The sequence below is a fragment of the Mycoplasmopsis anatis genome (genome assembly GCF_900660655.1).
GTDB lineage: Bacteria > Bacillota_I > Bacilli_A > Mycoplasmatales > Metamycoplasmataceae > Mycoplasmopsis > Mycoplasmopsis anatis.
The window spans coordinates 640,105-654,554 of the sequence record NZ_LR215035.1 but is presented as its reverse complement, the minus strand read 5'-3'; the positions used below and the strand labels follow the sequence as shown (position 1 = coordinate 654,554).

Genomic DNA, 14,450 nt, shown 5'->3' with positions numbered 1-14,450 from the left:
GACATTATTTATTTGTCAACTTTTTCTTTAACAATTTGTAGTTATTTATTTATTATTTTCCTAGTGTTAATAATGCTAAGAAACTTTCAGGTTCTAATGAAGCTCCACCCACTAAGAATCCATCAATACTTGCTTGGTCATGTAATTCTTTAATATTTTTAGGTGATACACTTCCACCGTATTGTACAACTAAATCTTTAGAAGTTTTTTCTTTTATAAATTTACATACATCTTCAGCAATTTCTGGTGTTGCAACTTTACCAGTTCCTATAGCTCAAACTGGCTCATAAGCTAAAATAATTTTGCTTAAATCTAAATCTTTAAGTGATGCTGCTAGTTGTTGAGCAACAACTTCTTTTGTTCTACCTGATTCATATTCTTCAAGAGTTTCACCAACACAAATAATAGGAGTTAGACCTTTTGCAAGAGCTAATTTAGCTTTTTTGTTAACGATTTCATCTGTTTCGCAGTGATAACTTCTAACTTCTGAGTGTCCTAAAATAACATATTTTGCTCCAAGATCTACAATCATATCTGAAGATACTTCACCTGTGTAAGCACCTTTTTCATGTAATGACATATCTTGAGCTGCAAAGTTTAATTCTTTAACTTCATTTAATTTTGATACTGCTAAATTAGCAAAAGGTACAGCAACACCAAAGGTTAAATTAGGAATAATTTTATTTAAATTTTGTTTATATAATTTTTCAAAATCTTTAACATATTTTACTGATTCAGTATATGTTTTATTCATTTTTCAGTTACCAATAATAATTGTTTTTTTCATAAATCCTCCAATATATAAATAATATATTATTTATTTACTTTTTATAATTAATTATAGAAATAAAAGGAAATTTTTTTATAAAAATATGTTCGCTTTTTGTTCATCTATAAGTTTTTTGTCATATTAATAATGAAATGATATTACATAAAAATAGAGGTATGTTTTTAGAAACAATATTGAATTTAACTTGCAACTTTTATATAAAAAATAACATCGCTTATATAGAAAAGAAAAGTGTTGAATTAAAAAACAATGAGAATAAAAAGCTTGCGAAAGGTAAGTCTACAGTTGATTACTGAGGATGTTTAAAAGGAATGTTCATTGCTTTTGAAGCTAAAAGCACGCATGGAAGTCGGATAGAAAAATCCAACTTTAAAATACACCAACTTGATTTTTGTTAAAGATTAAAAAATCTGGAGGAATTGCATTTTATGTTTTATATTTTTTTGTGGAAAATAAGTTTTTAATAGTTGAACCTGAGGTAGTTGAAAATTTTATGATTGAAGACATTTCAATAACCTATTTGAATATAAAAAAATATTCCAAGGAAGTGGAATTAACATTCCCAGGAATATTAGATTTTATACCGTTAATTAGTTATTAAAAGTCAACTAATTCACGTAAATATTTTGATGGTTTATACTTAACAACACGTTTTTCAGGAACAGTAATCACTTCTTTAGTAGGACTAAAAGGATTTGTTGTTGTACGTCCACGTTTGATTTGTGTTGTAAATGTTCCTAAATCAGAAAGTTGAACTCTTTCTTCAGCAATTAATTCTTCTTTAAGAACAAAAACGAACGCATCGAAAAATTTATCTACTTCTTTTACTGGAACGTCGCATCTTTCAGCGATTTTACTAATAAATTCTTTTTTTGTCATAAGTCCTCTTTTCAATATTATTTTACAAAATTTTTTTCCTTTTTATACTAAAAAATAGGTAAATTTAGCTAAAATACACAAAATTTAACGCTTATTTGACAAAAAATGAGTCAAATTATAAAAAATGTGAAAAATTTAACTCAAATTGATACTATAAAATAATATATAATTAGTTAATAAAAAAGGTAAAACATGGATAAAAATAATGTAATTGAAAAGATAATTAATGAATCATTAGACAAAATTATGGCCGATAGATTCGGGAGATATTCTAAGTATATCATTCAACAAAGAGCTCTTCCTGATGTAAGAGATGGTCTAAAACCTGTGCAAAGAAGAATTTTGTACTCAATGTATGAATTGGGACTTTTTCATAATAAACCATTCAAAAAATCAGCTCGTGTTGTTGGCGATGTAATTGGTAGATTTCATCCTCATGGTGATAGTTCAGTTTACGAAGCTATGGTTAATATGGCACAATGATGAAAAAATGCCATGCCTCTTGTTGATATGCACGGTAATGTTGGCTCAATTGACAACGATGGAGCCGCTGCTATGCGTTATACTGAAGCAAGAATGAGTAAGGTGGCCGAATTAATTTTGGGTGAATTAAAGAAAAATCCTGTTAATTTTGTTCCCAACTTTGACGATTCTGAGTTTGAACCTGCTGTACTTCCTTCAATTTTTCCGAATTTATTAATCAATGGAACAACAGGGATTGCAATTGGTATGGCTACCGAAATGCCTCCACATAATTTTGAAGAGATTATTGATGCTACTATTGCTAAATTACAAAATCCTAATTTATCATTTTCTCAATTACTCTCAATTGTAAAAGGTCCTGATTTTCCAACTGGTGGAGTAATTTATGGGACAAAAGGGATTGAAGAATCATTCGATACCGGTCGAACTATAAAAAATAAAATTCAACTTTTTTCAAAATTCACAATTACTAACGATAATAAAAATAAGTATATTGAAATCACTGAAATACCATTTGGAGTAGTTAAATCTGATTTGGTTTATTCAATTGATGTACTAATTTCACAAAATGAAATTGATGGTGTTTTAGAAATTAAGGACCAATCAGATCGTGAAGGGATCAAAATTGTAATAACCCTTGATAAAGATGCTAATGAAAAAAGCATTATGAGATATTTATTCTCAAAGACTAAATTACAAATTAATTATAGTTATAACAATATGGTTATTAAAAATAATTCACCTCAATTACTTAATTTAAATAATTTGATTGATTCATACATTGAGCATATAACTGATATTAAGACTAAAACTCTTACTTATGATTTGGAAAAGCATAAACTAAGATTAGAAATTGTTTTGGGTTTTCTTAAAGTAACAGAAATAACTGATCAAATTATTGAAGTTATTAGAAAAAGTGAAGGTTCAAAGATTGGTGTTATAAATGATTTGATGAATGTTTTTGGCTTCACCAAAAACCAAGCAACAGCAATTGCAGAATTAAGACTCTATAAATTATCAAAGACCGATTATAATGAGTTTAATAATGAAAAAGATTATTTAGAAAATGAAATCAGTTATATTAATTCTTTATTAGAAAATAATGATAAATTTATTTTTTATTTAATTAATCTACTAAAAGAATTAAAAAATGAATTTCCTACACCTAGAAGAACTCAAATTGCAGATAGAGAATACAGTTTTGATTATGATGAAAAAGACTTAATCAAAGAAGAAATTATCAATGTAGCAATTTCTAAATTTGGATATATTAAACGTCTGAGCCAAAAAGTTATTGAGTCGAATGATTTTTCTACATATGTTCTTAAGGATGAAGATTATTTAACATTTTACAATCAAGTAAATACAATGGATACACTCTTAATATTTACTAACTTTGGTAATTATGCTATTATCCCTATTTATAAAATTGAAGAGTGTAAGTGAAAGGAAAATGGAGTTCATCTTTCAGACTTTGTAGATTTACAAAGTGGTGAAGTAGTAGTTAGTGTTATAGAAGTTAGCGATTGAAATAGCAATTTATTTGTGACTATCGCCACAAGAAATGGTATAGTAAAAAGAACACCAATAAAGGAATTTGAAGTAACCAGAACTGTAAAAACTTATACTGCAATAAATATATCTGCTGATGATCGAGTTGTTAATGCTTGTTTAAGTAATGGTTCAAAGGATGTTATTCTAGTTTCCAGCTTTGGTTTATGTAATAAATACACTGAAAATGATATAAATATTTACGGAACTAAAGCCAAAGGTATTAAAGGATCTAATTTAGCAAATAATGATTATATCGTCGCCTTTACTGTGGCTCAAAATAATGATGTTTTAACTCTTTTAACAGATGATGGAATGATTAAAAAAATACGTGCTAAAGATATTCTCTACGTTTCTAAAAATAATAGAGGTAAATTATTATTCAAAAATAGAAAATTCGATCCATATATTATTAATGAAATTTATTCAACAAGAGACAGCGATGTAATTTTAGTAAGAGATAAAGAAGGTTTCACACATCTTGATTCTATTAAGCAATATTCATTTTCCAAAACTGATGATAAATTCTCTAAGATAAAGATTGATAACTTTGCTAATGGTGTTATTAAAAAAACTCAAAAGACAATTAAAGAAGAGATCAGCTTTCAGTCAGATAATCAAAGTGACATTGAAATAATTGAAGATGTTAATAAAAAGATTGATATGTTAGATTCCAATATTGAAGAATTATTAGCAAAAATAGAAAAGACATTAAATGAAAAATAAATTGGAAGTGAATTCTATTATTGAATTAGAATGTACTGAAATAACTTATGAAGGCTTAGGAAAATGCTTTTTTGATGGAAAACCAATTTTTGTACTTGGTTTATTTACTGGAGAAAGAGCCATAGTTAAGATAAATAAAGTTCTTTCAAATTACTCTTTTGGGTCAATTATTAAATATTTGCAAACATCCAATAAAAGAGAAAAAACAGATATGTTTTATACAATTTCAGGTTCTGCTCCTTTATATGGATTAGAATATGACGAACAAGTAAGATTGAAGTCTGAATTAATTAATAAGTTTTTTAATTGAAAATTTCCCAATTTATTAAGTGAAGAAATAAAAATTAGTAAATCTAAAAATATTAATAATTATCGTAATAAATCAAAATTTGTTGTAAGAAAAGTTAAAAATATAAACACTTTGTTTAGTTATGTTTTTAATACTAATGAATTGGTAGAAATTAGCGAATGCCCAATTGTCGACAATGAAAAATTGTTTAGTAATATAAAGCAGATCTTAAAAGCTTTAGATAGACTAAAATACCTAGATATTTATGAAATAATCGGAAGAATTTACGATAATGACGAGTGTGTTGTAAAACTTTTGGTTAATAATAATAAAATTGATGCAAATGAAATAAAAACACTTTTTAATAACATTAACGTTCACGAGATACAAATAGTAAATAATAGAAACAGAGTATTGTTTGCTAAGAAGTTTTCAAATAATGAAATTAAAATTACATTAAACTCTAAAGAGTTTCATGTAGACATTGACTCTTTTTTTCAAATCGATACGCTAAGTTTTTCTCAAATTATTGATGATATTAGTAAGTATTTTAATAGGAATAACAATCAACTGATTGACTTATATTGTGGTGTTGGAACTCTAGGCATTTCATTATATCGAGACAATATCAGTCTTTATGGAATAGAAATTAATCAAAATGCAATAAAAATCTCATCAAAAAATTTATTGATTAATAATATTCCACTAATAAATAACAAATATATTGTTGGAGACGCTAAAAAAATCGAAAAGAGAAACTTTAATTTTTCAAAGACAACATTAGTTTTAGATCCTCCAAGATCTGGAATTGATAAAGAATTAATAGAAAAAATTTTGGAATGAAAACCGAGTCAATTAATTTATATTTCTTGCGATTTTAAAACTCAATTAAGGGACTTAGAATTTCTACTAAAAGAATATAAAATTGATTTTTATAAAGCTTATGATATTTTTGCTCATACCATGCACTTTGAAACTGTTGCAATATTATCGCTAAATGAATAGACTTAAATAAGTCTATTTTTAATTTATGTTCAATAGAAAAAATCAATATATTATTGAATTTTGTAAATTGTGGTATAAATATTAAATATATGAAAACATTAGTTATTGTGGAGTCACCTAATAAAGTAAATACAATTAAAAAAATATTAGGTGAGGATTATATAGTTGAAGCTAGCGTTGGTCATATCGCTAAGCTAAAAACTAGTGGTCAATATGGTTTAGGAATAAATATTGATACTTGAGAACCATCATATACCTTAGAAAAAGGTAAAAAAGAGTTAATAAAGAAATTAAAAACTTTAGCCAAAAAGTGTGACCGAATTTTTATTGCAACTGACCCTGACCGTGAAGGAGAAGCAATCGGTGAGCATCTCGTTGAATATCTTGACGTTAAAGATAAATACAATAGAATCAAATATAATGAAATCACCAAAAATGCTATTTTGAAGGCCATTGAAAAACCTGGATTGATAGATTATAATCTTGTTGAAGCACAAAAAGCAAGAAGAATGCTTGATAGAATTATTGGATTTAGGCTTAGTTATCTAATAAATCAAAAAATATCTAATTCACCAACTAAAGCTAGTGCTGGACGTGTTCAATCTATTGCACTAAAATTAGTTGTTGATAGAGAAAGAGAGATTGAATCTTTTATTCCGGAACAATATTTTAAATTGGAAGCTTTATGTCAATCTAAAGTAGTGGCCAACTATATTAATTCAAACAATCCAAGCGATAAAAGAGATTGAATTTTACCTAGTGAAATTGATGCAATTAAAAAACATTTTGAAACAGCAAAGAAAATAATAAAGGTTATTGATATTAATGTTGTTGATAAAAAAATGGCTTCAGTAACACCATTAAAGCAAGCTGCTTTATATAAAAAGAGTCCTTATTCTGCGCAAGTTACACAATCAGCTGCTCAAAAACTTTATGAAGGGTTTGGAGATGGTGGACTTATATCATACCCACGTACTGATTCATCAAGACTTAGTCAAAGCTTTATTGATGTTGCTAAGATTTATATTGAGAAACAATTTGGAAAAGAATATATCGCTTCTGAAGTAAAAGGATTTTCTGGTGATCAAGATGCCCATGAAGCTATAAGACCTACTGATATTGAACTAACTCCTGAAAAAGCTGTTGCTTTATATCCAGAAATGACAAAACAAGAGTATGCAATTTATAAACTAATTTATAAAATTACAATGCAATCATTGATTTCTCAACCTATTAGAACAATTAAGACATACACATATGAGAATGGTGAGTATAAATTTAAAAATAATTTTTCATCAATTAAATTTGATGGATATTACATTATAGATGATGAAAAAGAAGTTGAATTAAATGATCCTAACTATGAGTTAAATCAAGAAGTTAAGGTAAAAGAGTTTAAATTTACTGACCATGAAACCAAACCAGCACCAAGATACACTGATGGTTCATTAATTGAAATGTTGGATAAGATAAAAGTAGGACGTCCATCAACATTTGCAACAACTGTTAAGATTATCAAAGATAGAGAATATGTTGTTTCAAAATCTTCATCTTTAATTCCAACAGTTTTTGGGAAAAATGTTATTGATAAGTTAACTACTTCATTTAGCAATATAATTAATGAAGAGTATACTGCTAAAGTTGAAGATGAACTTGACTTAATTGCTGAAGAAAAAGTTTCAAAAAATATTGTTATGACTAGTTTTTGAGAAAAATTTAATGATACTTTTGATAAAGCAAAAGATACAATGGAAAAAACAATTCTAACTCAAATTGCTTTAGAAGAGTCATGTCCAGAAGATTCAGGAATTCTTGTTATTAGAAGAAACAAGAAAAAGCAAAAATTTGTAGGATGTAAAAACTTCCCAAATTGTAAATATACACGTAGTATATCAAACGAAGAACTTAAAGTTTTAGAAGAAACAAAAGATGAAGAATAAAAATTACTATCAAAAATTTAATTTTTGATTATATATAAATATAGTAATTCTAATATTAATAGTTCTTTTTGTTTGATGGGGAACATATATGGCGTTTTCAACGCATAATTATTTATCATTGTTTATTTCATTGATATGTTTAATTAGTTGAGTTTTTTTCTTTCTATTATTCTTTTTCACAAACAAGAAAATAGTTATAATTTGCTTAAATTACAAAATAATCATTAAAAAATCAAAATTTTTCAAAGGCTTGCTATTCATGTTTTTTGGTAGAAAAGCTTTATTATTTATTGAAGTGTTTAATCAACAATTACTTAAAATAACTGATAATAATAAATTTATTAATTTAATTGATGAAAATAAAAGAATCATTCATATCTTATATAACGGTAAAAAAGATAATGATGCAAAAACACTACAATTTTTTATGATAAATAACAGTTTCAGTTCAACATAGTTAAAAGTGGAATTTTTGTGGAAAAATTCCTATTTTTTTATATTTGTCTGTATTTTAGTAAATTAAAAGTATAATTAAATTGAGGATCTATGAATGAATTGAAAAGAATAGTTGATAATGAAAAAATCAGATCAAGAGTAAATCCTAAAAATCACATGAGATATTATGTGATTGTTGATTTTATTAAAACCTTGATTGGTGAAAACGAGAATCCTGAAATTCATTGACAAATGATTAAAAAGAGATTAATTTATGAAGAAAGTAAAATTTTTGATGAAATGGTATTAATAAAGATTAATGAATTCACAGCAGGAAAACTTACTCCAACAACTAAAAAATATGAAGCTGCTAATATTAAGGCATTAATAAGAATAGCTATGACTATGTCTAATACTTCAACAGAAAAAATTAAAGAATGGATAGTAAATAGCGCTTTTTTATCATACAATAATGAATTGATAAAAAAATAATAGTTCAAATTGAATAAAATTGTAATATAAAAGTTGACGTTATATTATTAGTCAACTTTTATTTTTGCGACAGAATTACTATTGTCCTTTACTATCCAAAAATTGATAAAATTCATTAATTGTATTGTTTAATTGACCCATAATACCATCATTAAGTGTTTTTGAGTCTTTGTCAACATCTACAATAAAACTTAGAAATTTATCAAAAGGATATTTGCCTGAATTATTACTGTTAATTTCTTGAATAGATTTATTTAATGCATCCAAACTTAAAGATATAATTTCAAATAAGCTTTTTAGTTTTTCATTTGAATTTATGTAATTTAATGTTTTGCTATCATTTTTAATTGAATCAACTCATTGATTTAGTCTAAATCTAGCATTTTTTTGATTATCATCATTTTCAACTGTAATAAATAATCATTCTCTAATGATGTTTGCTAGAGCGTGTGTGTGTATTTTTAGTAATTTTTGATATTCTTCTTCTGAAGTGTTGCCATTTTCGGAGTTAAATCCTAAGTATGCTTTGATAAGATTATAATTTACATCAATCACACTTGAATCATAATAATTGGACTTATAAAAAATGTTTCTGCAATCACAATCTTCACCTAAAGGTAAGTGTAATAATAAATTAATAGAATCCTTGAAGAATTTTATTGTATTGTTTTGTGTTTGACCAACAAAAAGCCCTCCAGAAAGGTGATTTTTAATATCTTGTATTAAAGTTGAATATGCATCGTCATCATTCTTTGTTAGATTTTGTTTTTCTTCAACAAGTTTCTTTACATCATTACTAATAAAATTCAATTTATTAATTAAATCAACTAATTTATTTTCATTTTCTTCCAACGAAGGTTCAATTAATATATTTAATTTGTTAAATTCAACTAAATCACTTCTAGATTTAGATAATTCACTAATAAAATTATTTAGATGAGTAGATAATTCAATCGCTATGTTGTTAGGCTCTTCATAAAAATCTTTAATATTATTTAATGGGATATTTGGATTGTTTTTATTGTTTAAGAAATTCTTAAATTCATTGTTTTTAAGTTCAATTCTTGAAAGGTAGTTTTTAATCTTGCTTTCAAATTCTTTATTTTCTGATTCAGCTTTTCTATCAAAACTCGAATTGAAGCAACTTTGAGTCATTAAAATAAATGGAGAAATTGAAGCAAAAAATAAACTAAATTTTTTTATTTTTTCATTTTTCTCCTCTATTAAAACTTTTAACATTCTAACTTCTTTAAAATTAAGTTTTCTATATTCTCCCACAGGTATTTTTTCACATGTTATTCCCGCAAATTCAACCCTTTTAAGGTTTATTACCTTTCTTGATACGGTTTCAAACAATTCTTTGACATGGTGATAAGTTCCTACTGAAAGAGAAACTAAATATGTTTTAGTATCTAATTGTTCAACCTTTTGGAATGAAGGTTTGTTTTTAATTAAAACAGGTTTATTTAATGTTTTAAGTTCTTCACTAGTAAGTGGTTCATCCAATCTAGCTCTATATTTTCTTAAAATTTGATATCTTGGGTGAATTAATTTATTACACAAATCGCCATCATTTGTTAAAAGTAGAACACCTGTTGTGTCGTAATCTAATCTACCTACAGGAAAAATTTTAGCTTTTGTATCAACTAAACTTGTAACAGTTGTTCTATTAAAATTATCTTTTAATGTACAAACAGTTTTGGGAGGTTTATTCATTACAAAGTAGACTTTTTCTTCTCGCTTAATTGGTTTATCATCTACTAAAATTTCATCACCAAATGAAGCTTTGTCTCCTAAAGTTGCTATTTTACCGTTTAATTTTACTCTGCCATCTTTGATTAATTGTTCTGAATTTCTTCTTGATGCTATACCAGATTCAGAAAGGATTTTTTGTAATCTATGCTTCATAATTTTCAACCTCTTTAATGTAGTCTAGGTAAATTTTTTCTTGTCAATCAGAGAATTTTGTACCTTTTTCTTTCTCAAACATATATGTTTTTTTAACAACTAATGCAAAACCTTTATTTAAGTCTTCATGAACGATTTCCCTTAATTTTTGGATTCCAGGAAACTTTCTGCCCATACAAATTTTGTCAGCAATATATATAATCTTGTCTAGTGTATTTAATTTAGATACACCATTTTCGTTCATTGTTGTGTGCACTCTTATTGCATGAGTTATATCCTCATCATTTATTTTATAAATATATTTAACTCAAAGTGAACCAGAGATTTGATGAAGTTCATGCTTTGGAACATTAACTTCTTCTCCTAAAATGCTTCTTATAAATTCTAATGACTTATTAGGCTCTCACTCTTTAGCAATATCATGAAATAAACCAGCAAAGTAAGCTTTTTTAGCATCATATCCAACGCTTTTAGCTAATGATGTTGCAAATTCTGCAGTAGCAACGCAATGTTTGGCTCTTTTAGCACTTAACATATTGTGAACTAATTCTTTCGAATACAATTTATTTTCACCAATGTAATTGATAACTTTATTATCTACAGTATCTAAATATCCTTTTTTAAATTCTGTAGATGAATACTCATATATAGAATTTTGTAATAGTAAGCAATCGTATTTTTTAATATTTGTTTTGTTAATATTTTTTGTTCTTCTAAAAACAGCAATTTTTACAAGAGATGCAATTTCATCAATATCTTTTCATTTGTGTAGTAAATTAATATTATCGCTTCCAATTATTAAAAATAAATTATCTTCTTTATATTTATTTTTTAAATATTTAACTGTATCAATTGTGTAGCTTGGATTATTTCTTTTAATTTCAAAGTCACAAATTTCAGTTTTTTCCGGTTTAACTAAATTAATCATATTTATTCTGTGTTCAGCAGAAACAATATTTTTATTAGTTTTAAAAGGTGAGATATAAGCTGGAACAAAAAATAACTTATCTAAGTTTAGTTCTTTTATGGCTATTTCAGCTATTTTTATATGTCCTTTATGAATTGGGTCAAAACTTCCCCCATAAATACCTATTCTCATAATTTCTCCTTTTATATTTTACATTATATTACTAAAATGTAATATTTTATTCTTCAATATCTTCACCAATAAATTCTAGTTGATGTCTTTTCTTCTTTTTGTTTTCCATTAGTTCTGATCCTGTTAGTAAAAACTTTCCTTTAAGTTGAAAATTAATATCTTCTACAAGTTTTTCTACTTCGGATTTTTCCATTGATTCTTCGTCTGTTTCAAATAAATTTCTCTTCACCGATACGTTAAAACTAGGCAATAAATCATTAGCTCTAAGTCTTATACCATAAACAATTTTATCTTCATCAAAAACCACATTTAAAAGAATTTTTCCATGCTTTAGTATTTCTTTGTATTCGTTTGTGTAGTTTGGTAATTTAATTGATTTGTTAAATCAAGTTTTATTTTCAAAGCGTAGTCCAACAACGATGTTATTTGTAACAAGGTTTCTATTTTGCATTTTCGAAGAAATTTTCCATGCAAAGTAATTTAATTTATCTTCAAGAAATGCTTTATCATCAGTAGTTTCTGCTATGTATCTTTCAAGTCCTATTCCTTTAATTTCGCTCTTGAAGTCTTCGATTTCAGATAGTTCATGACCTTTGATTGAAGAAATAAGCTTAAAACCATTTTGTCCAATTACCGATTTTACTATTGGATCTTGTTCATCTAAATTAGCTAAATCTTCAAGTTTATTTATATTTAAAAGTTTAAGTTTTGTTTCGGATTTTTTACCAATACCAAAAATTTTTGATATATCTAATGAATAAAAATTTTTAACAATATCATTTTTCCCAGTAAAACCAACACCAAAAGGCTTAACAAGATTTGTTGTCATTTTTGCATAAAATCTTGTATGACTAATGCCAACTGAAATTGGAATTTTAAATTTATTTAAAATCTCCTTTTGGATGCTTTTTGCAAGATTAATTGCATTAATTTTATTATTTACTATTTTGCTCATATCTAGATATACTTCATCTATTGAACCTACATCAATTTTTTTAGTGTAATTATTGTATAAGTGTCTAAAGATTTCATTGCTTAAAGCACTAAAAAGTTCATATCGCGGTTCAACAATTATAGTCCTTGGTTCTTTCTTTAATGCTGTCGCAACAGAGTCACCTGCTTTAATACCTAATGTTCTTAATTCATATGAAGCTGAGCTGATTATCGCTTTACTTGATTTTGTTGCTATAACAACAGGTTTATCCTTTAATTCTGGAAAAATACTTCTAAGAGCACTTACAAAGTATGAGTCAAAATCAATATGAAAAATAAATTTACTTGAGTTCATCTAAAATATATTTAGCAGTTAATGTCGCGCAATCAATTCTATTTAAATGTGTTTTAACATTATAAAAAGCTCATAAGTCACCCAATTCTTGAATTTCTTCATCATTGAGTTCTATTTCTTGATGAACAAACTTAATAAATCTTTCGATAAGTTTTTTTGCTTGTTGAATTTCTTTGTTTATTAGTTTTTTCTTTAGTATATTTGTTGAGGCTACAAATATTGCACATCCATTAGAAGCAGTGCTGATTTTATTGATTTTATCAGTAAAATCTAGATCAATTTCCAAAAGATCTGCACATGAAGTTGAATAAACCCTCTTATGATTTGTACTTAAATTATCTTTTGGATTATTTACGTAGTTATTCATAATAATTTCTCTAGCTTGATTTTGGTTAAAATCCATAAAAATCACCTCCATTTTCAATTTCATTTACTAGCTTGTCTATATCACTAAAATTATTATAGATCGCAAGTGAAACTCTAACATAAGAACGTTCACTCTTAATATTTCTTACAAAAGGTGCACAAAATATTCCTGCGTTGACATAAATATTTTTTGTACCTAAATAAGTAGCAACATCTTGAGCATTGATATTTTTAATATTAAATAAAGTGATGATCGAACCTTTTTTACTATAAATTTCAACATTTTCTAACTTACTTAACTTTTCATATAAGTAGTTTGATAATTCCAAAAGGATTTTTTGAATATTGTCATAACCTATTCTTAAAAATAAATCTAAAGATTTATTAAACATGTATATAGCTGCAATATTTGGTGTACCTGGTTCAAAAGCTTGAATAGTTTCCTTTGGAATTCATGTACCGTCTGGAGCAATTTCGTGAACCGAACCACCCCCAAAACGAGTTGGTCTAATCTTTTTTAATAAATCTTTTTTAATAGCTAAAATACCCAAACCAGAAGGTCCAAGAAGTTTATTCGTACTAAAAGCTATTACATCAGCATAATTTTGATCCACTTTTTCATGAGTTATTGATTGAGCGGCATCATTTAATACAATCGCTCCAAATTTTTGAGCTTTTGTGTAAATTTCTTCAATGTTGTATTTAACATCAAAATTATTTGTACTTTGTGATAGACAAATAAGTTGAACATTATCATCAATTTTATCTAAAATCTCTTCAGTAATTTCAAATTGAATATTTCTTGATTTTGCTAGTTCAATTCAAGGTAACATATTACTAGAGTGATTGTAAGCTGAAATTAGTATTTTTTTGTTAGGTTTAATAATTTGACTAAACATTAATGCAAATGTATTTAGTGAGTCTGTAGTTCCACTTGTATAAATAATTTGTTCAGGATCAGAATTAATTAGTTGCGCGATTTTTTTCTTAGTTTGTTTATAAATTTGATTAATTTTATTACCTAATGGAGTATCACCTGTACGTACAGAAACAGATTCATAAGTGTAATAAGTTTTAATAGCTTCGATAGCAGAAACAGGCTTTAAGCTTTGAGCTGCATTGTCAAAATAAACTATATTGTTAAGGATGGGGAATTCTTCACGTATTTCTTTTTTTAATTTTTCAATATCATTCATATA

Annotated in this window: 12 protein-coding genes and 1 pseudogene; 6 read left to right on the top strand and 7 right to left on the bottom strand. The window is 26.3% G+C overall.

The genetic code is table 4. The annotated features are described in order from the left end of the window. Positions 1-52: 52 nt before the first annotated feature. Complete coding sequence (tpiA, locus tag EXC66_RS02705; protein WP_006886379.1) at positions 53-787, bottom strand: triose-phosphate isomerase; 735 nt, start codon at positions 785-787, stop codon at positions 53-55. A 134-nt stretch (positions 788-921) separates the two neighbouring features. Here tpiA and EXC66_RS04565 point away from each other — a divergent pair. Beyond that, positions 922-1,391: pseudogene (locus EXC66_RS04565) on the top strand (Holliday junction resolvase RecU). Here the strand turns inward: EXC66_RS04565 and EXC66_RS02695 are convergent. Next, on the bottom strand, positions 1,388-1,690 hold the full coding sequence (locus tag EXC66_RS02695) for an HU family DNA-binding protein (protein ID WP_158004700.1): 303 nt from the start codon (positions 1,688-1,690) through the stop codon (positions 1,388-1,390). The pseudogene EXC66_RS04565 and the gene EXC66_RS02695 sit on opposite strands and share 4 nt — an antisense overlap. A 171-nt stretch (positions 1,691-1,861) precedes the next feature. Here EXC66_RS02695 and EXC66_RS02690 point away from each other — a divergent pair, with 171 nt between their 5' ends. From EXC66_RS02690 to EXC66_RS02670, 5 genes are all read left to right on the top strand, one after another. After that, positions 1,862-4,429, top strand: coding sequence for a DNA topoisomerase IV subunit A (locus EXC66_RS02690; protein WP_006886376.1), 2,568 nt, complete (start codon positions 1,862-1,864; stop codon positions 4,427-4,429). Beyond that, on the top strand, positions 4,419-5,723 hold the full coding sequence (gene rlmD, locus EXC66_RS02685; RefSeq protein ID WP_006886375.1) for a 23S rRNA (uracil(1939)-C(5))-methyltransferase RlmD: 1,305 nt from the start codon (positions 4,419-4,421) through the stop codon (positions 5,721-5,723). Before EXC66_RS02690 ends, rlmD begins: the two co-directional genes overlap by 11 nt. An 89-nt stretch (positions 5,724-5,812) precedes the next feature. After that, positions 5,813-7,663, top strand: coding sequence for a type I DNA topoisomerase (topA, locus tag EXC66_RS02680; RefSeq protein WP_006886374.1), 1,851 nt, complete (start codon positions 5,813-5,815; stop codon positions 7,661-7,663). 88 nt (positions 7,664-7,751) lie between these two features. Then, positions 7,752-8,120, top strand: a complete 369-nt coding sequence (locus EXC66_RS02675) for a hypothetical protein (RefSeq protein ID WP_129622372.1) — start codon at positions 7,752-7,754, stop codon at positions 8,118-8,120. Between the two features lie 89 nt (positions 8,121-8,209). Then, the gene (locus tag EXC66_RS02670; protein ID WP_006886372.1) at positions 8,210-8,590 is read left to right on the top strand and encodes a hypothetical protein; all 381 of its coding nucleotides are present in this window, start codon (positions 8,210-8,212) and stop codon (positions 8,588-8,590) included. A 78-nt stretch (positions 8,591-8,668) separates the two neighbouring features. On the opposite strand, the gene EXC66_RS04560 is transcribed toward EXC66_RS02670, so the two are convergent. Genes EXC66_RS04560 through EXC66_RS02645 form a run of 5 tightly spaced genes read right to left on the bottom strand, consistent with a single transcriptional unit; the run spans position 8,669 to position 14,447 of the window. After that, entirely contained in the window at positions 8,669-10,498 is a 1,830-nt protein-coding gene (locus EXC66_RS04560) for a pseudouridine synthase (RefSeq protein WP_318025117.1), read from the bottom strand. Further along, entirely contained in the window at positions 10,488-11,597 is a 1,110-nt protein-coding gene (locus EXC66_RS02660; RefSeq protein WP_006886369.1) for a nicotinate-nucleotide adenylyltransferase, read from the bottom strand. The genes EXC66_RS04560 and EXC66_RS02660 overlap by 11 nt, the downstream gene beginning before the upstream one ends. A 46-nt stretch (positions 11,598-11,643) precedes the next feature. Further along, complete coding sequence (locus EXC66_RS02655; RefSeq protein ID WP_006886368.1) at positions 11,644-12,885, bottom strand: Y-family DNA polymerase; 1,242 nt, start codon at positions 12,883-12,885, stop codon at positions 11,644-11,646. Beyond that, positions 12,872-13,288, bottom strand: coding sequence for an iron-sulfur cluster scaffold-like protein (locus EXC66_RS02650; RefSeq protein ID WP_006886367.1), 417 nt, complete (start codon positions 13,286-13,288; stop codon positions 12,872-12,874). The genes EXC66_RS02655 and EXC66_RS02650 overlap by 14 nt, the downstream gene beginning before the upstream one ends. Beyond that, positions 13,278-14,447: an aminotransferase class V-fold PLP-dependent enzyme gene (locus EXC66_RS02645; RefSeq protein ID WP_006886366.1), complete on the bottom strand. Its 1,170-nt coding sequence runs from the start codon at positions 14,445-14,447 to the stop codon at positions 13,278-13,280. Before EXC66_RS02645 ends, EXC66_RS02650 begins: the two co-directional genes overlap by 11 nt. Between the last annotated feature and the right edge of the window lie 3 nt (positions 14,448-14,450).